Origin of the sequence: Pseudomonas sp. 22526, from assembly GCF_052044735.1 — a bacterium.
GTDB lineage: Bacteria > Pseudomonadota > Gammaproteobacteria > Pseudomonadales > Pseudomonadaceae > Aquipseudomonas > Aquipseudomonas piscium.
In genome coordinates this window covers 1-20242 of the sequence record NZ_JBQENK010000036.1, presented here as the reverse complement: position 1 = coordinate 20242, position 20242 = coordinate 1, and the positions used below count along the sequence as shown (strand labels likewise).

Below are 20242 nucleotides of genomic sequence, written 5' to 3'. Positions count from 1 at the left end.
GCGGTGTCCAGTTACTCCGCGTAGCTTCTTTCGCGAGCAAGCTTCGCTCCTACGGGGCGTGGTGGGTCAGGTTTTCGGGGCGAGGGCACTGGTGATCTGCCGGATGTTGCTCTCCAGCTCCACCAGCGGGTCGGCGCTGTCGGTTTGCAGCACCAGCAACTGGCTGCCGGCGGCGCTGATGGCGGCCTTGAGCGCATCGGACGGCTGGCGGTGATGCAGGACGATGGCCACGTCGTTGTCCTTGAGTCGGGCTTGCAGTTGCTGCAGGGCTTCGGCTGTCCATTCGTTGTCGGCGCGGGCGTCGACCTCCAGCAGTTCCAGGTTGAGCCCGCTGACCAGGTAACCGAAGTGGTCGCTGAGGCTGAGCACGCTGAGGTTGTCGGCGTTGGCCAGTTGCCCCTCGGTATCGGCGCTGAGCTTGAGCAGGCGTTGCTTGAGGCTGGCCAGGTTGGCGTCGATCTTCGGCTTGGCGGCGGGGGCCAGGCGCACCAGGTCGGCGGCCAGCACATCGGCCATGCGCCCGAGGTTGTTGCTCGACAGCCACGGCTGGCTGTTCAGGCCATCGCTCTTGCCGGGTTGCAGGGCGACGCCGGGCAGGGCGCCGTCCACCGGGCGCGCGGCATCGACTTCGACGATGCGGATGTTGCTGCGCCGCGCATTGGGGTACAGCGGGTCGTCCGGCCAGATCGAGCGCAGGCCGATCACCGCATCGGCGTCGAGGGCGAGCTTGTGCAGCGCCGGGGCGCCGCGGCCGGTGAAGTAGGCGGTCTGGCGCGAGCCCGGCAGGTTGTCGGGGGCGGCGCGTTCGAGTTGCACATCGGTGCCTTGCAGCAGGAGCTGGCCGAGGCCGAAGGTCACCGGTAGCGAGGCCAGCACGGTCAGCGGCTTGGGTGAGATGGCGCTGTGCAGCGCCGTGGTGCCCAGGCTCTGGTTGGCGGTGACGCGCATGGGTTCGAAACGATCCGGCTGGGCCAGGGCCGGAGCGCTGCCCAGCCCACCGAGGGCCAGGACCAGGGCGATGGTCAAGGGTGGTGTCAGGTGACGTAATGAACTGTGCATTTATCCGATATTCCCTTTGAGGCTGGGGACAATGCCGCGGGCAATGGCGGCCAGGGCGAAGGCGACACCGGCCACCAGGATGATCGCGGCGCCGGAGGGGACGGGCAGGTCGAAGAGGATCGGCAGCAGGATGCCGCACAGGGTGCTGACCGTGGCGATCAGCACCGAGATCCAGAAAAAGCCCTTGAGCGACTGGCTCAACAGGCGCGCGGCCGCCGCCGGGATCACCAGCAGCGCGCCCACCAGGATCGCGCCTATGACTTTCACCGCGGCCACGGTGATCAGGGTCACCAGGATCACGAACAGGTAGTCCAGGGTCTTCACCGCGACGCCGCGCACCGCCGCCAGTTGCGGGTTGAAGCTGGCCAGCATGATGCGGTTGTACAGCGGCAGGCTCAGGCCCATCACCAAAGCGCCGACGATCAGCAGCACCAGCAGGTCGTTGCCGTTGACCGTGAGCACCGAGCCGAACAGCACGTTCTCCAGGATGTGCACGTTGATCTTGCCGGCGAGGATCAGCAGCAGGCTGGCGCCCAGGGCCAGGGACACCGACAGGAACACGCCGATCAGGGTGTCCGGCGCCAGGCCGGTGCGGTTGCGCAGGTAGTTGAGCAGGATGCCGAACAGCAGGCAGTAGCCGAACAGGCTGCCGTACGGGCCGGTGTAGGGTTCACCGAGCAGAATGCCGATGGCCACGCCGGTCAGGGCGGCGTGGCCCACCGCTTCGGAGAAGAAGGCGAAGCGCTTGACCACCACCAAAGTGCCCAGGCCGCCCAGCACCGGGCCGATCAGCAATCCGGCGAGCAGGGCGTTGACCACAAAACCATAGGCCAGGGCTTCCGGCAGGTAACCGGAGGAGGCCCAGCCCTGGATCATCAGACGAAAGGCTTCATAACTCATCAGGCAACACTCCCGCTGACGACGTCCGCGCTGCGCGGGTGGGTGGAAAACAGCGTCAGCAGGCGCTCCGGAGTCAGCGCCTGTTGTGGCTGGGCGTCGAACAGCACCCGGCGATGCAGGCCGGTGACCCGGTCCGCCAGGCGACCGACCGCTTCCAGATCGTGTTCGATCCACAGCAGGGTGATCCCGGCCTGGCGCCAGTCGCCGAGCAGGCGCTCGAAAACCTGGATGCCGGCTTCGTCGAGGGCCGACATCGGTTCGTCCAACACCAGCAGTTGCGGCGCCGGGATCAGCCCCTGGGCCAGCAGCACCCGCTGGCGTTCGCCGCCGGACAGGGCGCCCATGCGCCGCTTGCGTTTGTCCTGCATGCCGACCCGCTCCAGGGCCTCGCCTATGGCCGCGGCGTAATGCCGGCTGAGGCCGAGGAAGGCCGGGCGGCGCTGGCACATGGCGGCCATGAAGTCGTCGACGGTCATTGGCAGGCCGCGGTCGAATTCCGGGGCTTGCGGCACATAGCCGATCACCCCCGGTTCGCCCGGCCATTGCAGGCTCAACTGGCCCTGGTGGGGCATCTGCCCGAGCAGGGTCTTGATCAGCGAGCTCTTGCCGCCGCCGTTGGGACCGACCAGGGCATGCAGGGTGCCGGGCTGCACCTTGAAGCTGACGTTGTCGAGGATGGTGGTGCGGCCCAGGGTCAGGCCGACCTGGTCGAACTCGATGGACGGGCCGCGGGCCAGGCTGTGCAGGGCGGTCATGCGCCGGCCTCCTGGATCGCCCGGACCACGGTGTCGAGGTTGCCGGCCATTTCCTTCTCGTACTTCTCGGCGCTGTAGTCGCCATAGGAAATGTGCGACAGCGGGTAGAGCTTGACCCCGGACTCGCGCTGGATGGTGTCGACGTAGGTGGACGGGAAGTCCATCTCGGAGAAGATCACCTTGACGTCCAGTTCACGCAGTTGGTCGATGGTCTTTTTCAGCTGGCTCGGGCTGGGCTCGATGCCGTGGGCCGGCTCGACCACGGCGGTGACTTCCAGGCCGAATTCGCGCAGCAGGTAATCGTAGGCGGCGTGCACCGTGGCCACCCGCAGGTCGGCGTTGGGCGCCTTGGTCAGCTTGGCCAGGGCGTCGGCGCGCATCTGCCGCAGGCGCTTGCCGTAGGCGCGGGCGTTCTGGGTGTAGGCCTTGGCATTGGCCGGGTCCATCTTGCCCAGCTCGCGGGCGATGTTGTTGACCTGGGCGATGGAGGCGCTGATGGACAGGAAGGTGTGCGGGTTGACCACCTTGCCGGCGCCGCGCGCGGCGATGCCGGTGGCGGCCAGCAGCGGCACGTTCTGGTTGGCCTCGATCACCGGGATGTCCGGGCGCTCGCTGGCCTCGATCATGCGGTCGGCGAAGTCGTCGTGGCCGACGCCGTTGAGCACGATCACATCCAGGGTGCCGATGCGCTTGATGTCTTCGGCGCGCGGCTCATAGGCGTGGGGGTTGAAGCCGGCGGGAATCAGCGGCACGACCTCGGCCTTGTCGCCGACGATGTTGGCCACGTAGCTGTAGTAGGGGTGCAGGGTGATGCCGATACGCAGGCGCTTGGCCTGGTCGGCCGTGGCGAGAGGGCTGAGCAACAGGGCGAACAGGCTGACCAGCAGCACCCGCAGGAACGGGCGGCGTTGAGATGAAATAGGCATGGGCTAGCGGTCTTCTCTCGGGTGAATGCGTGGGTTCAGTGGCGATGCTGGCGGGTCACTCCGGCATCGAATTGCGCGACCACCTGCTGCCAGCCGGCACCGGCCAGGGCGGCGTCGCTGAGGTCGTCGGGGGCGGCGAGGGACGGGCCGCGGTTGAGCCAGATGTCCGGGGCGGCGGTCGGGTCGGTGGCGATGCGCATCAGCAACGAACCGGCCACTGCATTGTCTTGGCTGAGGCCGACATAGGCCTGCTGGCGCAACTGCCAGACATGCCCGCCACGGCTCACCGAGCTGGCGTCCTGGGCAAAGGGCGCGAAGCCTTCCTCGGCCAGTTGCTCGGGCGTCGGCAGGGCCTGGGCTTCTTCGCGCAGCAGGCGGATTTCGTCGAGGGTCACCCGCAGGTCGGCGTACAGGCCTTGTTCGCCGGCGGTGAGGTCGCGGCGGGCGTCCAGTTGATGGCTGTCGACGCTCGCCACTTCGCGGGTTTCGCCGCGCCAGAGCACTACGGTGCCGGCCACACTGAGGATCAGCAGGCACAGCAGCAGGACATAGAGGGTTTCATGGCCGGCGCCGGCCGGGCGCACGACTTGGCTGGTGGAGGTGTTCATGGGGCCTCGATGTCGGCTTGGTCGATCTCGACCACGTGGCCGGGGCCGGCGTCGAACAGCACATAGAACTCGGCGTCGGGTTTCTTGAAGGTCAGGGTGGAGTCGGCGCCCAGCTTGCCGGGCACCAGGATGGTTTCGTCGTAGCCGATCACGTCCAGGGTCACCCCCGGGGCGCCGCTGCCATCGGAGAAGCCGCCGGTGCAGCGGATCTGCTCGCCGTCGATCTGCTTGCACTCGCACATCGGGTTGTGGGCCAGGGCGCTGCCGCTGAACACAGCGCTGGCAAGCAGGAGCGCGCCGGCACCGAGCTGGCGCAGGCGGGCGGTGGGTACAGCAATCATGGTTTGCCTCCTTGTTTGTTCAGCCAGGCGAGGGTGGCCGGGGAGGCCTGGCCCAGGGGAATGGCCGCCTGATGCATGCTGCCGTCCCAGCCTTCCATGGTGATCCACAGCTCGGCGTCGGCCTTGGTCTTTTCCGGAACGGGCAGGCTGGCCCCCATGCGGTAGGGGGTGCCGAAGAAGATCACCCCGGCGGCGCGCAGGCTGCGGGGTTTGCCGATGCGCAGGTAGGTGGCCTTGACCTGGTCGATGCAGGCGTCGCACAGGGCGGCATTGAAGCCCTTCATATAGCCGGCCGGCCCCTGGAGTTGCGGCGCTTCGTTACGCAGTTCGGCCAGGCGCAGGCTCCAGGGGCCGACCTGCACCTCGCCCACCTCGCGTTCGCCCAGGCCGCTGTCGCCACGGGCCAGCGCCGCGTCGGCGAAGTACTTGGGCATGAAGCCGAGGGGGATCAGCAACAGCAGGATGTTCAGGTGGAAACGCCATTTCAGCCAGAACTGGCGCAGGGGCGAAACCGGCATTGGGTTGTCTGTCTTGCTCACAGGTTGCCCTCCGGCGTGTCGCTGTGCAGGGCCGCAACCGGGCGCTGGGCGAGGGCGGGGCGCGGTGCCTTGTTACTGCGTTTGAGAGCCGCGGCGGTGGCCAGGGCGGTGCGTTTGGTCCAGATCAGCAGGCCGCTGAGCACCATCATGCTCAGCAGCAGGCCGAAGAAGCACCAGATCAGCTTGATCCAGATGCCGCCGAAATCACCGGTGTGCAGCGGACGCATGGATTCGGTGACGAACTCCAGGGTCGAGCGATCGGACAGCAGGTGAGTGGTATCGATGGAGCCGGTGTACGGGTTGAGGTTGGCGGTCTGGTACATCAGCGGGTACCAGCCGCGGCCGCCGATGAACAGGTGGCTGTAGGCATTGCTCGGCAGCATGACGAAGCCGACGTCGAAACCCGGGATCTTCTGGGTGGTGAGGCGGATGGCTTCATCGACGCCGATCATCGGCGCCGGGCTGCCGTCGGCCGAGGTCGGCACGCTTTCGCGGGCGATCACCGGGACGATGGGTTCGCTGGAAATGGTGATCTGGTTGTCGCCGAGAATCGCCTGGATCAGGAACCAGGTGCCGGTGATGGAGATCACCGCGATGAACCAGATCGACCAGATGCCGCTCAGGCGATGGAAGTCGCCCCAGAAGATCCGCGCGCCATGGCGCAGGCGCAGGGTCGGCTTGAGAAAGCCCTTCCAGAACTTCTTGTAGACCACCAGGCCGGTGACCAGCGACGCCAGCATCGGCAGGCCGAGCAGCGATACCAGGTACCAGCCCCAGCTGTAGCCATTGGTGAAAGGCACCAGCCACCAGCCATGCAGGGCACGGGTGAAGGCCTGGAAGTTGAACTGCGGGCTGATGCCCTGGATCACGCCGGTGTACGGGTTGACGTAGACCTCGACAGAACGGCCATCGGGGTAGCTGACACCCACGGTCAGGGCGAAATGGGCTTCGTCGGGGGTACTGATGCTTTCGACCAGGGTCTGCGGTTCGGCCTGCTTGATGGCCTTGACGATCTGGTCGTAGCTCAGCAGTTGGGCATCGTCGGAAGGTTTGCTGGCGCGGATGTCGGGGTTGGCCAGCCAGACGATTTCCTGGCTGACCACGGCCAGGGTGCCGGTGACGCAGACGATCAGCACAAAGAACCAGATGGGCAGCGCCAGCCAGCTGTGAACGAGAAACCAGATTTTCGAGCGGGACTTCTTCGACATTGAACACGCGTCTTGATTCGAGGAGTGGAGCCGCGGGCGTCTGCTGAGCCCGGAGAGAAACCCGCGGCGTAGCCTTCGCCAACGCGACCTGCTGCATCTAATTAAGACGAATGAGAATCGTAAATCCCGAAAGACGATATGAAAGTAAATGTTTCCGCGCGACCAATGGCCGGGCAAAGGCCGTTGCTGTGGTGGGGCTGAGAGCGTTATCGCGGGCAAGTCGGATCGCCGCCCGCTCGCTCCTACAGACGCATGTTCTCTTGTAGGAGCGAGGCTTGCCCGCGATCAGCGGTCTCCAGGCAGAAGATCTATTCCTGCAGAGGCAGCTCCCTGGCCCTTTGCCTGATCTGCTCTTCGCTCAGGTCCTCCTTGCGCGAGGCCAGAAACCACAGGTGGCCGAAGGGGTCTTTCAGGGTGCCGCTGCGGTCGCCGTAGAACTGGTCCTTGACCTCGGATACTACCTGGGCGCCGGCGGCGATGGCCTGGGCGAACTGTTGGTCGACATCCTCGACGTACAGGTGCAGGCCGACGGCAGGGGATTTATCGGGATTGCTCAGTGGTCCCTGGTCGCAGGGCGTGCCCAGCATGATCAGAGCGTTGCCGATGCGCAGCTCGGCATGACCGATACTGCCGTCGGACATGTCCAGGCGCATGACCTGGATGGCGTCGAAGGCATTCTTGTAGAACTCGATAGCCTCGGCAGCCTGGGTAATCCCCAGGTAGGGCGTGATGCTGGGGTAACCCTCGGGGATGGGTTTGACACTCATCTCAGTTCTCCTTTCTTGTCTGGGTGTTCGTCGAAGTGAACCTGGCCGGTTTCCGTTTCCGGTCGGTTCACTATAGGCCCGGGTAGCCGGCAGCCCGGCGCGGGCCGACGAGGTGTTGCCCGGGCAACAGTCCCGGGTGTCCGGTGGCCAACAGCGATTCAGCCATTGGCCCCTGGCTTCTGAGCTGTCTTTTCTGTGGGGGCTGGACTGCTGGCAATGTGTCTATGGGGCGCCATTGCGAGTTGGCGCCTATTAAGGAAGGAGGCATTGCCAAGGAGGCATGGCGGGATCAGTCGGTTTCCAGCAATTGCGCGCCCGGGCCGCGTTCGCCCAGCTGGTCGCCCTGGTTACGCAGCGGGCAGGCTTGCATCGACAGGCAGCCGCAGCCGATGCAGCCATTGAGGCGGTCGCGCATCAGGGTCAGTTGCTTGATCCGTTCATCCAGTTCATGGCTCCACTGCTCGGACAGCCGCCTCCAGTCGGCGGCCGTCGGTGCGCGGTGGTCCGGCAGGCTGCGCAGGGCCTGGCCGATCTCGGCCAGGGGAATGCCCAGGCGCTGCGCCACCTTGATCAGCGCCACCCGGCGCAGCACTTCCCGTGGATAGCGGCGCTGGTTGCCGGCGTTGCGGTTGCTCTTGATCAGCCCCTTGGTTTCATAGAAATGCAGGGCGGTGACCGCTACGCCACTGCGGGCGGCCACTTGGCCGACGGTAAGTTCTTTATGCAGGGTTTCGGGGGTGAGCATGCAGCGCTCCTGCGGGTGGGGAATGAGCAAAAGTTGCTTGACCTTTACTTAACTGGAGGTTTTACCCTGCAGGCCTTCGAATCGCAAGATTCCGTTTATCCGTCAGTGGGGACTCGCCATGCGTGCACTTGAGCAAAACCGCAGCTTTACGCAATTGATCGAATTCGAAATCGAACCCCATCAGCAATCCGGCCTGGTGTCGGCGCTGTCCGAGCAGACCGAGTGCCTGGCCCAGGGCTACCCTGGGTTCTTGAGTGCCAGCGTGCTGGCCAGCGACGACGGCCGGCGGGTACTCAACTACCTGCAATGGCAAACCCGGGAAGCCGGCGAGGCGGCCTTCCAGAGTTTCGAGAAGGGCGAACAGGACTTCTGGCACCTGATCCGCGCCTACCAGGCCAAGACCGTGACCTTCGGCTCGTTCCAGGTGCTGCGCAGCATCGAGCGCAGCCCGGACAACGCGCTGCACTGCCGTTTGGCCAGCTAGATCGACAGCTGCAGGGTGCGCTCGTGCTGGCCGGGATTTTCCAGCGGGCGACGCTTGTTCACCGCCAGTTCGCCGATCTTGATCAGCCGGGTGCGGGTGACGTTGCGGCTCAGGCCCAACAGGTTGGCAGTGTGCACCTGGTTGTAGTGGCTGAAGCGGTAGGCCGCGCGCAGCAGCGCATCCTCGACCTTTTCATGCAGGGCGCCGGCCTGTTCCTCGAAGAGTTTGTGGAAGGCCCGCTCCAGCAGGGCTTCGGCTGAGTCGTCGTGGCTGTGGTGGCTGTCGTCCTGGCGCTCGATGCGCATGTTCGACAGGCGCAGGTCGTCGCGCTCGATCACGCCGTCGCGGCAGATCAGCAGGGTGTGGTGGATGACGTTCTCCAGTTCGCGGATATTGCCCGGCCAGCTGTAGCTGCGCAGCTTGTGCTCGGCCTCGCTGCTGATGGTCACGGCGCCGTAGCCCAGGCGCTGGCTGTAGGCTTCGATAAAGTGCCGGGTCAGCGGCAGGATGTCACCGGGGCGTTCGCGCAGCGGGCTCAGTTCCAAACTGACGACGTCGAGGCGGTAGTACAGGTCCTCGCGGAAATGCCCGGCGTTGATGGCCTTCTCCAGTTGCACGTTGGTCGCCGCCAGCACCCGCACATCGATGGGAATGCTTTTGCGCGAACCCAGGCGCACCACTTCGCGCTCCTGCAACACCCGCAGCAATTTCACCTGGATCGCCATCGGCAGGTCGCCGATCTCGTCGAGGAACAGGGTCCCGCCATTGGCCTCTTCGAACCAGCCGGCCTTGGCGCTGAGGGCGCCGGTGAAGGCGCCTTTTTCATGGCCGAACAGTTCGGCCTCCACCAGCGACTCGGAGAACGCGCCGCAGTTCACTGCCACGAACGGCCGGTTGCGCCGGGCGCTGAGATTGTGGATATGGCGCGCCACCAGCTCTTTACCGGTACCGGTTTCGCCGATGATCAGCACACTGGCCTCGCTCGGCGCGACCTGCTGCAGATGCGCCAGCAAGGCCTGGGATTTCGGGTCTTCGAACACCTGGGCGGTGGCCCGGATCGAGGTGGCCAGGGCGGGCGAGGGCGGTAAGGTCAAAAGCTGCATGGACAAGCTCCGGGAACAGAAGGCTAGGAATAGAAAGTCGGGGTCGGCAGGGACTGGTTCAGGGCCCAGTCACCCAACTCATGGAGTTTGTAATCCACCGGGTCGTGCAGGGTTTGCGTGCGCAGGTTGCGCCAATGCCGGTCCAGGCGCAGGGAGGCGTGGGTGGAGCGGGCGCCGGTGACCTCGAACAGGCGGCTGCACAGCTCCAGGCCCTGGCGCGTGGTGGCGACCTTGGCGGTGGCGATGGCCGTGGCCAGGTGGCCGCGTTCTTCGGCGCTCAGGTTCGGCCCCTTGGCCCAGGCCTTGTCCAGCAGCTCCGCGGCGCGTTCCACCAACAGGCGCATGCCTTCCAGGGCCACCCAGAAATCACCGTAATGGCCCAGCACATAAGGGTCCTGATGGGCCTCTTGGGCGCTGGACTTATGCCAGGGCCGGGTTTCGGTGAGGGTGTACTGGCGGGCTTCTTCAAAGGCCCCTTCGGCGATGCCGAGGAACATGTGGGTGAAGGTCAGCTGGGCGATCAGCGGGCGCAGGCAGGCAAAGGGCGTGCTCAAGGGCCCCGGGTCCAGCAGCAGCTCCGACTCCTCGACCCGCACCCGCTCGAAGCTGGCGCTGCCGCTGTCGGTCTGGCGCTGGCCCATGTTGTTCCAGTCGTTGTGCAGGGTGATGCCGCTGCGGCCGCTGGGGATGGCGGCGATCAGCAGCTTGCCGCCGTTGCTTTCGTCGACCGCCGAGGCGATGAGCATTTCCGAATCGCTGGCGCCGGAGCAGAAGCTCTTCTTGCCGGAAAACTCACGCCAGCCGCCGAGGTTCTTCACCACAGTACGGGTGTCCAGCGGGTTGAGGGCGTTGCCCCAGAACCAGTTCTTGCGCGCGGTCTGTTCGAACCAGGGTTGCCATTGTTCCGGGCGGGCGAACAGGCGCACGGTGGCCAGCATCAGGTGATGGAAGCCGAAGACATGGGCGATGGAGCTGTCGACCTTGGCGAACTCGCGGACGATGTTCAGGGTTTCGCTCCAGCTGGCGCCGAGGCCGCCGTACTGGGTGGGAATGCTCAGGGCCAGCAGGCCGCTCTGGCGCAGGGCGTCGCGCTGGGCTTTCGGGGTTCCGCCGCGCTCGTCGCGTTCGACGGCGGTCAGGGCAAACTCGGCCGCCAGCTGGCGGGCGGTCTGCAAGGGGGACAACAGGGCGCTTTGCGGCTTGGCAGTCACGCGGTGTTCCTCGTTGGGGGCCGGTTGTTGGGCCGTGGAGTCGGTGGGGCTGTGGGGATGATCGCGGGCAAGCCTCGCTCCTACAGAAAACACCTGCCCCCTGTAGGAGCGAGCGGGCGGCGATCCGACTTGCCCGCGATAGCGTTCTATCAGGCAATAAAGCCCCTCACGCCCCAGCCGCTTTTTTACTCGGCAGCACATCGTTGGCAATCATTTCGCCAAACGGCCCGGTGAGGTTGGTCACGCCACGTCCGGCCAGGCTGGCATAGGGTTCCGGCAGCAGCGGGAACACCAGCTCGGCAAAGCGATAGGCTTCTTCCAGGTGCGGGTAGCCGGAGAAAATGAAGCTCTCGATCCCCAGGTCCGCGTATTCCTTGATCCGCGCCGCGACCTGCTCGGGGTTGCCCACCAGCGCTGTGCCGGCGCCGCCCCGCACCAGGCCGACGCCGGCCCAGAGGTTGGGGGCGATTTCCAGGTTGTCGCGCCGCCCGTCGTGCAAGGCAGCCATGCGCCGCTGGCCTTCGGAGTCGAAACGCGAGAAGGATTTCTGCGCGGCGGCGATGGTCTCGTCGCTGATGTGTTCGATCAGCTTGTCCGCGGCCTTCCAGGCCTCTTCCGCGGTTTCGCGCACTATCACATGCAGGCGGATACCGAACTTCACCCTGCGGCCATGGCGGGCGGCCCGTTCGCGCACATCGGCGAGTTTCTCGGCGACGGCGGCCGGCGGTTCGCCCCAGGTCAGGTAGACATCCACCTGTTCGGCGGCGAGGTCATGGGCGGCATCCGAAGAACCGCCGAAATACAGCGGCGGGTAGGGCTTCTGCACCGGCGGGTACAGGGCCTTGGCGTTCTGCACATGCAGATGCTTGCCTTCGAAGTCCACGGCTTCGCCCTGTAGCACCCGGCGCCAGATCCTCAGGAATTCGTCGGTGACTTCATAACGCTCGCTGTGGCTGAGGAAGCTGCCGTCGCCGCGGTTCTCGTCGGGGTCGCCGCCGGTCACCACGTTGATCAGCAGGCGGCCGTTGGACAGCCGGTCGAGGGTGGCGGCCATGCGCGCCGAGACGGTCGGCGAGATGATCCCCGGACGAATCGCCACCAGGTAGCGCAGGCGTTCGGTCAGGGGCACCAGCGCCGAGGCGATCACCCAGGAGTCTTCGCACGAGCGCCCGGTGGGGATCAGTACGCCGTGATAACCCAGGCTGTCCGCGGCCTGGGCCACTTGCTTGAGGTAGTTGAGGGTGACCGGGCGCGCGCCCTGGGTAGTGCCCAGGTAATGGCCGTCGCCGTGAGTCGGAAGAAACCAGAAAACATCCATGACAGGTCCTTAAGCGATTTTCAGCAGATTTTTCGGATGCACGCCGAACAGGGGCGCGGCGCGTTCTGCCGCAAGGCGAATGCGGGCCTTCAAGGGCTCGCTGGTTATCTGGTAGTTGGTGAAGTCGGCCTCGGTGGCATAGACCCCGATGGGCAGGGTCAGGGCCTGGAAGAAACTGAACAGCGGCCGCAGCTGGTGATCCAGCACCAGGGCGTGACGCTCGCTGCCACCGGTGGCGGCCAGCAACACCGGAGTGTCGATCAGGGCGTTGAGGTCGATCAGGTCGAACAGATGCTTGAGCAGGCCCGGGTAGGAGCCGCGGTACACTGGCGCTGCGACGATCAGCAGGTCGGCGCTTTCGATGGCCTGCAACTCGGCTTCGACTTCCGCCGCCAGCTCCTGGCGGGACAGGACCGCGCCCAGCGGCCGGGCGATGTCGCCCAGTTCGATGAGCTTGCTCTCGATCGGCAATTGCCCCGCCAGTTCGGCGAGCAGCGCCTGGGTCAGCACCAGGGTGCGCGAGGGGCGCCAGGTTCCACCGGACAGGGCAACGACTTTTAATGGACGCGACATGATCAGTTCCTTTGTTGAACAGGGCTCAACGAGCAGTGAGTAGTCCCAGGGCTTGAGCAAGAGCTGTACCAGCGACGCAAAGCCTTGAGTGGCGCGGCTTATGGCGCTGTTCCAGGATCAGGCTGTTGTTGGGAAGACACTGTTTTGTTGATTGGCTGTTGCCTGGCGAACAGTTGCTCAGGCAACAGCAGGCGGCGCGATGGGCCTGTTATAAAGGCTTACTGATATTCCTAAAAAATACTTTATTTCCATATTTATAGTTCTTTTGGAAATATAAGAGGGTGGTATGGGCCGCGATAGGAGTAATCGATAGCCACTATCGAGCGTGATGATTTCTGTCCCGGGAAGGGCGCCGGTAGCCTGTGTTCATTGCCTCGCAGCCCAGATCCAGGAGCCTTTGCCATGAACCCTTCGCTCGTCCTTTCCCTGCTTGTCGTCACTGCGGTGCTGGCCGGTTGTGCCAGCCAGCCGGGCCCGGAATCGCGCCCATACACCGCCGAGGAAACCCGCGAACTGGCGCTGGAAGCCCTGAACCGGCGCGGGCTGTCCTTTGACGAATACCAGCAGAAGAAAGCCGAGCTGCTTGCCCCGCAACGGACCTACGGTTTCGACCAGCAGGGCGAAATGAACGCCGAACACAGCGTGACCCTGCATGGCCGTGCCAGCTGAGTTGTCGATCTGCCCCAGCCCTGCCCGCAGAGGCTGATGGACTGCCGCTGGCAGTCGGTAAAACCCTGTGATGATTTTCCCGCCTCCCGCCTTGTTCTTCGGCCCCTTGGCCGAACCTCGCTTAACCCGGCTCCCGGAGCCTGTTAAGCTGCCCCTCGGGAGCGTTCCTACGCACTTTTAAATGAAGTTGTTCTTCTTTAACTGCATCCGATCGGGTATTGCTGACGGTCTGCCGTTTTTGCGTTGCCGAAAGGGCGCGTATCAGCGTTCGGCACCGAGCGAACCTTGATCCTGGAACAGGCTCTGCGGGTATTTTTGCGATGAATAAACGTCCTCTCTATTTCGACTACGCCGCCACCACGCCGGTGGACGAGCGAGTCATTCAGGTGATGGTGGAGTGTCTGGGGTTCAAGGGTAACTTCGGCAATCCAGCGTCCAGTTCCCACGCCTTCGGCCAGCAGGCCCGGCGCAGCGTCGAGCTGGCGCGGCAGCAGGTCGCCCAACTGGTGGGCGCGGCGCCCGAGCAGATCGTCTGGACCTCCGGCGCCACCGAATCCAACAACCTGGCGCTCAAGGGCGTGGCCCAGGCCCGGGGCATATCCGGCGGACACATCATCACCAGCCAGATCGAACACAAGGCCATTCTCGACACCGCCAGCCAGCTGCAGGCCGCCGGCGTGGCAGTGACTTACCTGGTGCCGGACAGCGACGGGCTGATCACGCCCGAGGCGGTCAGCGAGGCCCTGCGCGACGACACCTTCCTGGTGTCGCTGATGCTGGTCAATAACGAACTGGGCACGCTCAACGACATCCCGGGCATTGGCCGCGTGGTCCGCGAGCGCGGGGCGCTGCTGCATGTCGACGCGGCTCAGGGCGCGGGCAAGGTGGCGATCGACCTGGCGCAGTGGCCGGTGGACCTGATGTCCTTTTCCGCCCACAAGATTTATGGCCCCAAGGGCATCGGCGCGCTGTACGTCGGCCCTCGCGCGCAGCAGCGCCTGCTGGCGCAGATCCACGGCGGCGGCCATGAGGGCGGTTTGCGCTCCGGGACGCTCGCGACCCATCAGATTGCCGCCATGGGCGCCGCCTTTGCCCTGGCCGCCGAACATTTCGACGAAGAGGCGGCGACCATCGCCCGTCTGCGCGAGCGCCTGCTCGATCAATTGGCCGACCTGCCGGGGCTACGTCTGAACGGCAGCCCGACCCAGCGCATTCCCCATACCTTGAGCCTCACCTTCGATGAAGGGGAGTTCAACCCGGCGGCCCTGAGTGCCTCCATCGCGTTTTCCGCGACTTCGGCCTGCAACTCGGCGAGCAATGCGCCGTCCCATGTGTTGCTGGCGCTGGGACTCGACGCCCGATCGGCGGGGCGGACCATCCGCCTGAGCCTGGGGCGTTTCACCACCGAGCAGGACATAGATCAGGCTGTCCAGCTGATCAAGGCTTCATCCGCCAGTGCACCGGCGTTCTGGGCGGTTGCCCAACCCTGAGGATCGATATCCTCGGTATCCAATAACAATGATTGACCTGGTAGCAGGAGACACAATGAGTACGCAGCCCTTGACCAATGGAGTGGTCCCCCAGCGCCTGGCGCGCACCCGTGAGCTGATGAACCGCGAGGGCATTCATGCCCTGCTGGTGCCGTCGGCCGACCCGCACCTGTCGGAGTATCTGCCCGGTTACTGGCAAGGTCGGCAGTGGCTGTCGGGCTTTCACGGTTCGGTCGGTACCCTGATCGTGACGGCGGATTTCGCCGGGGTCTGGGCCGATAGCCGTTATTGGGAGCAGGCGACCAAGGAACTCAAGGGCAGCGGTATCGAGCTGGTCAAACTGTTGCCGGGTCAGCCCGGTCCGCTGGACTGGCTGGCCGAGCAGACCCCGGAAGGGGGCGTGGTCGCGGTCGACGGCGCGGTGATGGCGGTGGCTTCGGCGCGAACCCTGGGCAACAAGCTGCAGGAGCGCGGCGCTCGCCTGCGCACCGATATCGATCTGCTGGACGAAGTCTGGAGCGATCGCCCGAGCCTGCCGGATCAGCCGATCTATCAGCATTTGCCGCCCGAGGCCACGGTCAGCCGGGTCGAGAAGCTCGGCAAGTTGCGTGAAACCCTGAAAGAGCGAGGCGCGGACTGGCATTTCATCGCCACCCTCGATGACATCGCCTGGCTGTTCAACCTGCGCGGCGGCGACGTCTCGTTCAACCCGGTGTTCGTTTCCTTCGCTCTGATCAGCCAGCAGCAGGCGACGCTATTCGTGGCGCTGAGCAAAGTCGATGACGCCTTGCGCGCCGTGCTGGAGCAGGACGGCATCAGCCTGCGTGACTACAGCGAAGTGGCCGCGGCGCTGAATGCGATCTCCGACGGCGCCAGCCTGCTGGTGGATCCGGCGCGGGTCACCGCCGGTTTGCTGGATAACCTCGGGAGCGGCGTGAAGCTGCTGGAAGGCCTGAACCCGACGACGCTGGCCAAGTCCCAGAAAAGCCTGGCGGATGCCGAGCATATCCGTCAGGCCATGGAGCAGGACGGTGCGGCACTCTGCGAATTCTTCGCCTGGCTGGAGTCGGCCTGGGGCCGTGAACGCATCACCGAGCTGACCATCGACGAGCACCTGACCGCGGCCCGCACCCGTCGCCCCGGCTACGTCTCCCTGAGCTTCAATACCATTGCCGCGTTCAACGCCAATGGCGCGATGCCGCATTACCACGCCACCGAAGCAGAACACGCGGTGATCGAAGGCGATGGCCTGCTGCTGATCGACTCCGGCGGCCAATACCTGGGCGGCACCACAGACATCACCCGCATGGTTCCGGTCGGTACCCCGAGCGCCGAGCAGAAGCGCGATTGCACACGGGTGCTCAAGGGCGTGATCGCCTTGTCCCGGGCGCAGTTCCCACGGGGCATTCTGTCGCCGCTGCTGGATGCCATCGCCCGCGCGCCGATCTGGGCCGAAGGTGTGGACTACGGGCACGGCACCGGCCATGGCGTGGGGTACTTCCTCAATGTCCACGAAGGCCCGCAAGTGATCGCCTATCAGGCGGCACCAGCACCGCAAACCGCGATGCAGCCCGGGATGATCACCTCGATCGAGCCGGGTACCTATCGTCCGGGCCGTTGGGGTGTGCGCATCGAAAACCTGGCGATGAACCGTGAGGCGGGCACTAGCGAATTCGGCGAGTTCCTCAAGTTCGAAACCCTGACCCTGTGCCCGATCGACAGCCGCTGCCTGGAGCCTTCGCTGCTGACCCAGGACGAGCGTGAGTGGCTCAATTCCTACCACGCTGAAGTGCGTCGGCGCCTGAGTCCGTTGCTGCAGGGCGCGGCGCTGGAGTGGCTGAATACCCGTACCGCAACCCTCTGAATGTGAATCGCGCTGTCGGCTTTAGGCTGGCAGCGCGAATTGCATTGCTTGTCGTGCAGACGCCTTGGCTTAGCTCAGGGCTTCGAGGACAAAGTCCAGGCGATCCTGGCCGAAGAACAACTGGTTATCGACGAACATGCTCGGCGCGCCAAACACGCCGCGCTGCAAGGCTTGTTCGGTCTTGTCCTTGAGGGCGTTCTTGACCTCTTCATCGTTGGTCAGGGCCAGCACCTCCAGCGGATCGAATCCCCCCTCGCTGAGTACCGCTGCCACTGTGGCCTGATCGTTCAGGTTGCGCTTCTCGACCCAGAGTGCGCGAAACAGGCAGTCGATAAAGGCAATAAAACGCTGTGGATGTCGCAGCTGCATGCCGGTCACCGCGCGCATCAGCGGCAGGGTGTTGATCGGGAAGTGCGGGTTGAACGCCAATGGCACCTCATAACGCTTGGCATAACGCGCCAGGTCCTGAAGCATGTAGCGCCCTTTGGCGGGGATGCTGATCGGCGAGGCGTTGCCAGTGACCTTGAACACGCCACCGAGCAACATGGGTTGATAAATCAGTTGGCTGCCTGTCTGGGCACAGATCTTTGGCAGTTGGGTGTAGGCCAGGTAAGAAGTCGGGCTGCCCAGGTCGAAAAAGAACTCGACGGTCTTGCTCATCGGTGATGCTCCCTTTTTGTTGTTGTGGAGGACGGGGTTACCAGTGTTCGTTCCAGGGCCGCAGATCCAGCTCGAAGGTCCAGGCATCCCGTGGCTGGCTGTGCAGATGCCAGTAGTTGTCGGCGATGTGCTCGGGGTTGAGGATGCCGTCTTCATCCTTGAGCGCGTACTTTTCCGGGAAACTGTTGCGGATGAAGTCCGTGTCGATGGCGCCGTCGACCACCACATGAGCAACGTGGATGTTCAGCGGTCCCAGTTCTCGGGCCATGCTTTGCGCCAATGCGCGGATGCCATGCTTGGCTCCGGCAAAAGCGGCAAAGCCCGCTGCGCCACGCAAGCCTGCGGTGGCCCCGGTGAACAGGATGGTCCCGCGTTTGCGAGTGACCATGCGCTTGGCCACTTCCCGCGCATTGAGGAAGCCCGAGAAGCAGGCCATCTCCCAGATCTTGAAGTACTTGCGCGCTGTTTCCTCGAGGATGCTGCACGGCACGTTGGCGCCGATATTGAACACCAGTGCCTCGATCGGGCCGATCTCGCTCTCGATCTGTTCGATCAAGGCAATCACTTCTTCCTCTTTCCGAGCGTCGCAGGCAAACCCATGGGCTTCGCCTCCCGATTGCTGGATGGCCTCTACCAGTGGCTGCAACTTGTCCGCGCTGCGTCGGGTGACACAGGCCACAAGACCTTCCTGGGCAAAACGCTTGGCAATTGCACCGCCTGTGGCATCGCCGGCTCCGACGACCAAAACGACTTTCTTGTTCTCTGTAGCTGTAGTCATGGTGGGATCGCTCTATTGGTAAACGGTCGTTAACTAAACGAACGTTATGCTACGATTCGCCGAGCGTCAAGGCGAAGAGAGGAGAGGGGTGTCATGCGTTATTCAGCCAGTCACAAGCAGGAAACCAGGGAGCGATTGCTGCAAAGCAGCGCCGTGTCAGCCAAAAAGGAAGGGTTTTCGACTGTAGGGGTCGATGGCCTGATGAAAGCGATCGGGCTGAGTGGCGGGGCGTTCTACAGCCACTTTTCGTCCAAGGATGAACTGTTCGGTTCGATTGTCGAACGGGAGCTGAGCCAGAGCCTTGAGCGCCTGGGCGCCGATGGCGAGCAAAGCCGGATGCGGCTTGAACGCTGCCTCAAGCATTACTTGAGCCTGGCGCATGTCGAGAGTCCTGAAACAGGCTGTGCGCTGCCAACCTTGGGCGCGGAAATTTCACGGGCGGACGAGGGGGTTCGACAGCAGGCAGAGGAGTGGATTTGCCGCTTGCAGCAGAGTTGGGCGCGTACCCTGGGCAGCGACAGCCTGGCCTGGTCGATTCTGTCGCAATGTGTGGGGGCACTGGTGGTGGCGCGAATGCTGGTCAGTCCGGACATTCAGCGCCAGGTCCTGCAATCGAGCCATGACGAAATTGTTCGTCAGTTGCCAACACAGGATGTGCAGTAGGCAGGTGCTGCCTACTTGCAGATGACGATCATGCTGCGGCTGGTGTAGCCCGCGGGGTTCAGGCCGAAGGGGTAATCACCCGGATCCTCCACCGTATCGCCGGACTTGGCGATCACTTTGTAGCCTTTGGGGCCACAGGAGGTAGCAGCACTGGCGTAGCATTTGTCCCAGGAGGAGGACAGGCCGGAGCAATTGATATGTAGACCCTTCTTTCCGCGCTTGACCTCGGTTTTCGAAGTTGCGGCGCAACCTGCGATGGCAAGTACGGCTAACAGAATCAAAAAACGTTTCATTCCTGTCCCTATTGCTGATCCCGGATCTGTTGTCTGGGTTCGACTGCGTTGGCTGTCACTTTGGCGTCTGTGCGGTCCTTGCCTGAAAAATCCATGACTGGCGCTGAGTTACAGCGCCTAAACATGGCCTAATTGAGCGGCAAATACCAGAGCTATGTACAACCGAGAATCAATCAGCCGCTACCAAAGGTTTCGATTCGCTGCGCATGGTCAGGGTCGCGCCCACTGACGCCAGGATGATGCAGGCAATGGCCAGCCACTGCGCCAGAGACAGGTATTCGTGGAGGAACAGCAGCCCGGACAAGGCGCCGAAAGCTGGCTCGATACTCATCAGCGTGCCGAAGGTTCTCGCCGGCATTCGGGTCAGGGCGACCATCTCCAGGCTGTAGGGAAGGGCGGTGGAGAGGATGGCCACACCGATGGCGATGGGAATCAGGGCGGGCGTCAGCAAGGCGGCCCCGGCATGCACGATACCGATAGGCGCGACGAACAAGGCGGCGATCATCACGCCCAGTGCTGCAGTCTGGATGCCGTTGTCGGCTCCGGCCTTTTGCCCGAACAGAATGTAAAGCGCCCAGCACACTCCGGCCCCCAAGGCATAACCCGCGCCGATCAGGTCGATGCCGGCGCTCGTATCGCTGGTAGGGATCAACAGCAGCAGGCCGATAATCGCCAGGGCAATCCAGAGAAAGTCGATGGCTTTACGCGAAGCATAAATGGCCACGGCAAGCGGACCGGTGAATTCCAGGGCGACGGCGATTCCCAAGGGAACGCTGCGTAGTGACATATAGAAGAGGAAGTTCATTCCGCCCAGGGCCATTCCGTAGACGATGACCGTGCGCAGGGACTTGGCGGTGAGCTTGGCGCGCCAGGGGCGCAATAGAAGCAGCATGATGATGCTGGCGAAGATCAGGCGCAGTGTGGTGGTGCCCTGCGCGCCCACGATCGGGAACATGCTTTTGGCTAGTGACGCGCCGGACTGGATGGACGCCATGGCAATAAGCAGCAGTCCCACCGGGAACAGGGTTGAGGCTAGGCTGCGGGGCTGGTCATTCATGGCAAGGCATCATCCGGATCGGGGGGGTAGGTTCGGTGCGCCGACATGATGCTCAACTAAGAAGGCTTGAGCAATATATTGCTCATGGTGTTTCTGTTCTTCTTATATAGAGGAGGATTCATCTGTTTTTGCAGGTTATTGATAGAAAAGACAAATTAGGGGTTGACGGCAGATTCTACAGGTCTATAATTCGCCCCACTTCCGGCGCAGTCGAAACGGAAAACTCCTTGA

23 protein-coding genes are annotated in these 20242 nt (G+C 63.9%); 5 read left to right on the top strand and 18 right to left on the bottom strand.

The genetic code is table 11. The features are described 5' to 3' along the window. Nucleotides 1-66: 66 nt before the first annotated feature. The 10 genes from ACTJKT_RS30630 to soxR all read right to left on the bottom strand — a co-directional run bounded on the left by ACTJKT_RS30630 (nucleotide 67) and on the right by soxR (nucleotide 7848). The gene (locus ACTJKT_RS30630) at nucleotides 67-1059 is read right to left on the bottom strand and encodes a metal ABC transporter solute-binding protein, Zn/Mn family (RefSeq protein WP_440790291.1); all 993 of its coding nucleotides are present in this window, start codon (nucleotides 1057-1059) and stop codon (nucleotides 67-69) included. Next, complete coding sequence (locus ACTJKT_RS30625; RefSeq protein WP_009044895.1) at nucleotides 1060-1959, bottom strand: metal ABC transporter permease; 900 nt, start codon at nucleotides 1957-1959, stop codon at nucleotides 1060-1062. Continuing rightward, a complete protein-coding gene (locus ACTJKT_RS30620; protein WP_440790289.1) occupies nucleotides 1959-2714 on the bottom strand; it encodes a metal ABC transporter ATP-binding protein in 756 nt (251 codons plus the stop codon). Before ACTJKT_RS30620 ends, ACTJKT_RS30625 begins: the two co-directional genes overlap by 1 nt. Continuing rightward, nucleotides 2711-3640: a metal ABC transporter substrate-binding protein gene (locus ACTJKT_RS30615; protein ID WP_096375036.1), complete on the bottom strand. Its 930-nt coding sequence runs from the start codon at nucleotides 3638-3640 to the stop codon at nucleotides 2711-2713. Before ACTJKT_RS30615 ends, ACTJKT_RS30620 begins: the two co-directional genes overlap by 4 nt. A gap of 35 nt (nucleotides 3641-3675) precedes the next feature. Then, entirely contained in the window at nucleotides 3676-4248 is a 573-nt protein-coding gene (locus ACTJKT_RS30610) for a DUF6162 family protein (RefSeq protein ID WP_440790286.1), read from the bottom strand. After that, nucleotides 4245-4589 carry a hypothetical protein gene (locus tag ACTJKT_RS30605; protein ID WP_440790284.1) on the bottom strand — a complete coding sequence of 115 codons (345 nt, stop codon included), beginning with the start codon at nucleotides 4587-4589 and terminating at the stop codon, nucleotides 4245-4247. Before ACTJKT_RS30605 ends, ACTJKT_RS30610 begins: the two co-directional genes overlap by 4 nt. Further along, entirely contained in the window at nucleotides 4586-5107 is a 522-nt protein-coding gene (locus tag ACTJKT_RS30600) for a thiamine pyrophosphate-binding protein (protein WP_102677838.1), read from the bottom strand. The genes ACTJKT_RS30605 and ACTJKT_RS30600 overlap by 4 nt, the downstream gene beginning before the upstream one ends. Before the next feature lie 17 nt (nucleotides 5108-5124). Continuing rightward, entirely contained in the window at nucleotides 5125-6336 is a 1212-nt protein-coding gene (locus ACTJKT_RS30595) for a PepSY-associated TM helix domain-containing protein (protein ID WP_440790282.1), read from the bottom strand. Nucleotides 6337-6644: 308 nt separating this feature from the next. After that, entirely contained in the window at nucleotides 6645-7103 is a 459-nt protein-coding gene (locus ACTJKT_RS30590; RefSeq protein WP_440790280.1) for a VOC family protein, read from the bottom strand. A gap of 289 nt (nucleotides 7104-7392) precedes the next feature. Next, nucleotides 7393-7848, bottom strand: coding sequence for a redox-sensitive transcriptional activator SoxR (gene soxR / locus ACTJKT_RS30585; protein ID WP_025805402.1), 456 nt, complete (start codon nucleotides 7846-7848; stop codon nucleotides 7393-7395). Between the two features lie 118 nt (nucleotides 7849-7966). Here soxR and ACTJKT_RS30580 point away from each other — a divergent pair, with 118 nt between their 5' ends. Then, nucleotides 7967-8332 carry an antibiotic biosynthesis monooxygenase gene (locus ACTJKT_RS30580; protein ID WP_440790278.1) on the top strand — a complete coding sequence of 122 codons (366 nt, stop codon included), beginning with the start codon at nucleotides 7967-7969 and terminating at the stop codon, nucleotides 8330-8332. Here ACTJKT_RS30580 and ACTJKT_RS30575 read toward each other — a convergent pair. From ACTJKT_RS30575 to msuE, 4 genes are all read right to left on the bottom strand, one after another. After that, complete coding sequence (locus ACTJKT_RS30575; RefSeq protein ID WP_025805400.1) at nucleotides 8329-9435, bottom strand: sigma-54 interaction domain-containing protein; 1107 nt, start codon at nucleotides 9433-9435, stop codon at nucleotides 8329-8331. The two genes, ACTJKT_RS30580 and ACTJKT_RS30575, sit on opposite strands and share 4 nt — an antisense overlap. Before the next feature lie 23 nt (nucleotides 9436-9458). Further along, on the bottom strand, nucleotides 9459-10646 hold the full coding sequence (locus ACTJKT_RS30570; protein ID WP_097304497.1) for an acyl-CoA dehydrogenase family protein: 1188 nt from the start codon (nucleotides 10644-10646) through the stop codon (nucleotides 9459-9461). Nucleotides 10647-10812: 166 nt separating this feature from the next. Further along, a complete protein-coding gene (ssuD, locus tag ACTJKT_RS30565; RefSeq protein WP_440790275.1) occupies nucleotides 10813-11964 on the bottom strand; it encodes an FMNH2-dependent alkanesulfonate monooxygenase in 1152 nt (383 codons plus the stop codon). Nucleotides 11965-11973: 9 nt separating this feature from the next. Next, entirely contained in the window at nucleotides 11974-12537 is a 564-nt protein-coding gene (gene msuE, locus ACTJKT_RS30560) for an FMN reductase (RefSeq protein ID WP_440790273.1), read from the bottom strand. Between the two features lie 402 nt (nucleotides 12538-12939). Here msuE and ACTJKT_RS30555 point away from each other — a divergent pair, with 402 nt between their 5' ends. The 3 genes from ACTJKT_RS30555 (at nucleotide 12940) to ACTJKT_RS30545 (ending at nucleotide 16560) form a co-directional block, all read left to right on the top strand. Next, nucleotides 12940-13206, top strand: coding sequence for a hypothetical protein (locus ACTJKT_RS30555; protein ID WP_440790271.1), 267 nt, complete (start codon nucleotides 12940-12942; stop codon nucleotides 13204-13206). 320 nt (nucleotides 13207-13526) lie between these two features. Beyond that, nucleotides 13527-14696 carry a cysteine desulfurase family protein gene (locus ACTJKT_RS30550; RefSeq protein ID WP_440790269.1) on the top strand — a complete coding sequence of 390 codons (1170 nt, stop codon included), beginning with the start codon at nucleotides 13527-13529 and terminating at the stop codon, nucleotides 14694-14696. Between the two features lie 55 nt (nucleotides 14697-14751). Further along, entirely contained in the window at nucleotides 14752-16560 is a 1809-nt protein-coding gene (locus tag ACTJKT_RS30545; protein ID WP_440790268.1) for an aminopeptidase P family protein, read from the top strand. A gap of 69 nt (nucleotides 16561-16629) precedes the next feature. Here the strand turns inward: ACTJKT_RS30545 and ACTJKT_RS30540 are convergent, their stop codons facing one another. Then, nucleotides 16630-17220, bottom strand: coding sequence for a 2-hydroxychromene-2-carboxylate isomerase (locus ACTJKT_RS30540; RefSeq protein ID WP_440790266.1), 591 nt, complete (start codon nucleotides 17218-17220; stop codon nucleotides 16630-16632). Between the two features lie 37 nt (nucleotides 17221-17257). After that, nucleotides 17258-17998, bottom strand: coding sequence for an SDR family oxidoreductase (locus tag ACTJKT_RS30535; protein ID WP_440790264.1), 741 nt, complete (start codon nucleotides 17996-17998; stop codon nucleotides 17258-17260). A 93-nt stretch (nucleotides 17999-18091) separates the two neighbouring features. On the opposite strand from ACTJKT_RS30535, the gene ACTJKT_RS30530 reads away from it, so the two are divergent. Next, nucleotides 18092-18661, top strand: coding sequence for a TetR/AcrR family transcriptional regulator (locus ACTJKT_RS30530; protein WP_440790262.1), 570 nt, complete (start codon nucleotides 18092-18094; stop codon nucleotides 18659-18661). An 11-nt stretch (nucleotides 18662-18672) separates the two neighbouring features. Here ACTJKT_RS30530 and ACTJKT_RS30525 read toward each other — a convergent pair whose 3' ends face one another. Continuing rightward, nucleotides 18673-18954, bottom strand: a complete 282-nt coding sequence (locus ACTJKT_RS30525) for a hypothetical protein (RefSeq protein WP_009050041.1) — start codon at nucleotides 18952-18954, stop codon at nucleotides 18673-18675. Between the two features lie 169 nt (nucleotides 18955-19123). Further along, nucleotides 19124-20011 (bottom strand): threonine/homoserine exporter RhtA, encoded by an 888-nt coding sequence (gene rhtA, locus ACTJKT_RS30520; protein WP_440790260.1) that lies wholly within the window; start codon nucleotides 20009-20011, stop codon nucleotides 19124-19126. Nucleotides 20012-20242 lie beyond the last annotated feature (231 nt).

Bases quoted from the DNA above. Each gene is read 5' to 3' on its own strand.
- ACTJKT_RS30630 (WP_440790291.1), bottom strand. From the start codon at position 1,059: ATGCACAGTTCATTACGTCACCTGACACCACCCTTGACCATCGCCCTG.
- ACTJKT_RS30625 (WP_009044895.1), bottom strand. From the start codon at position 1,959: ATGAGTTATGAAGCCTTTCGTCTGATGATCCAGGGCTGGGCCTCCTCC.
- ACTJKT_RS30620 (WP_440790289.1), bottom strand. From the start codon at position 2,714: ATGACCGCCCTGCACAGCCTGGCCCGCGGCCCGTCCATCGAGTTCGAC.
- ACTJKT_RS30615 (WP_096375036.1), bottom strand. From the start codon at position 3,640: ATGCCTATTTCATCTCAACGCCGCCCGTTCCTGCGGGTGCTGCTGGTC.
- ACTJKT_RS30610 (WP_440790286.1), bottom strand. From the start codon at position 4,248: ATGAACACCTCCACCAGCCAAGTCGTGCGCCCGGCCGGCGCCGGCCAT.
- ACTJKT_RS30605 (WP_440790284.1), bottom strand. From the start codon at position 4,589: ATGATTGCTGTACCCACCGCCCGCCTGCGCCAGCTCGGTGCCGGCGCG.
- ACTJKT_RS30600 (WP_102677838.1), bottom strand. From the start codon at position 5,107: ATGCCGGTTTCGCCCCTGCGCCAGTTCTGGCTGAAATGGCGTTTCCAC.
- ACTJKT_RS30595 (WP_440790282.1), bottom strand. From the start codon at position 6,336: ATGTCGAAGAAGTCCCGCTCGAAAATCTGGTTTCTCGTTCACAGCTGG.
- ACTJKT_RS30590 (WP_440790280.1), bottom strand. From the start codon at position 7,103: ATGAGTGTCAAACCCATCCCCGAGGGTTACCCCAGCATCACGCCCTAC.
- soxR (WP_025805402.1), bottom strand. From the start codon at position 7,848: ATGCTCACCCCCGAAACCCTGCATAAAGAACTTACCGTCGGCCAAGTG.
- ACTJKT_RS30580 (WP_440790278.1), top strand. From the start codon at position 7,967: ATGCGTGCACTTGAGCAAAACCGCAGCTTTACGCAATTGATCGAATTC.
- ACTJKT_RS30575 (WP_025805400.1), bottom strand. From the start codon at position 9,435: ATGCAGCTTTTGACCTTACCGCCCTCGCCCGCCCTGGCCACCTCGATC.
- ssuD (WP_440790275.1), bottom strand. From the start codon at position 11,964: ATGGATGTTTTCTGGTTTCTTCCGACTCACGGCGACGGCCATTACCTG.
- msuE (WP_440790273.1), bottom strand. From the start codon at position 12,537: ATGTCGCGTCCATTAAAAGTCGTTGCCCTGTCCGGTGGAACCTGGCGC.
- ACTJKT_RS30555 (WP_440790271.1), top strand. From the start codon at position 12,940: ATGAACCCTTCGCTCGTCCTTTCCCTGCTTGTCGTCACTGCGGTGCTG.
- ACTJKT_RS30550 (WP_440790269.1), top strand. From the start codon at position 13,527: ATGAATAAACGTCCTCTCTATTTCGACTACGCCGCCACCACGCCGGTG.
- ACTJKT_RS30545 (WP_440790268.1), top strand. From the start codon at position 14,752: ATGAGTACGCAGCCCTTGACCAATGGAGTGGTCCCCCAGCGCCTGGCG.
- ACTJKT_RS30540 (WP_440790266.1), bottom strand. From the start codon at position 17,220: ATGAGCAAGACCGTCGAGTTCTTTTTCGACCTGGGCAGCCCGACTTCT.
- ACTJKT_RS30535 (WP_440790264.1), bottom strand. From the start codon at position 17,998: ATGACTACAGCTACAGAGAACAAGAAAGTCGTTTTGGTCGTCGGAGCC.
- ACTJKT_RS30530 (WP_440790262.1), top strand. From the start codon at position 18,092: ATGCGTTATTCAGCCAGTCACAAGCAGGAAACCAGGGAGCGATTGCTG.
- ACTJKT_RS30525 (WP_009050041.1), bottom strand. From the start codon at position 18,954: ATGAAACGTTTTTTGATTCTGTTAGCCGTACTTGCCATCGCAGGTTGC.
- rhtA (WP_440790260.1), bottom strand. From the start codon at position 20,011: ATGAATGACCAGCCCCGCAGCCTAGCCTCAACCCTGTTCCCGGTGGGA.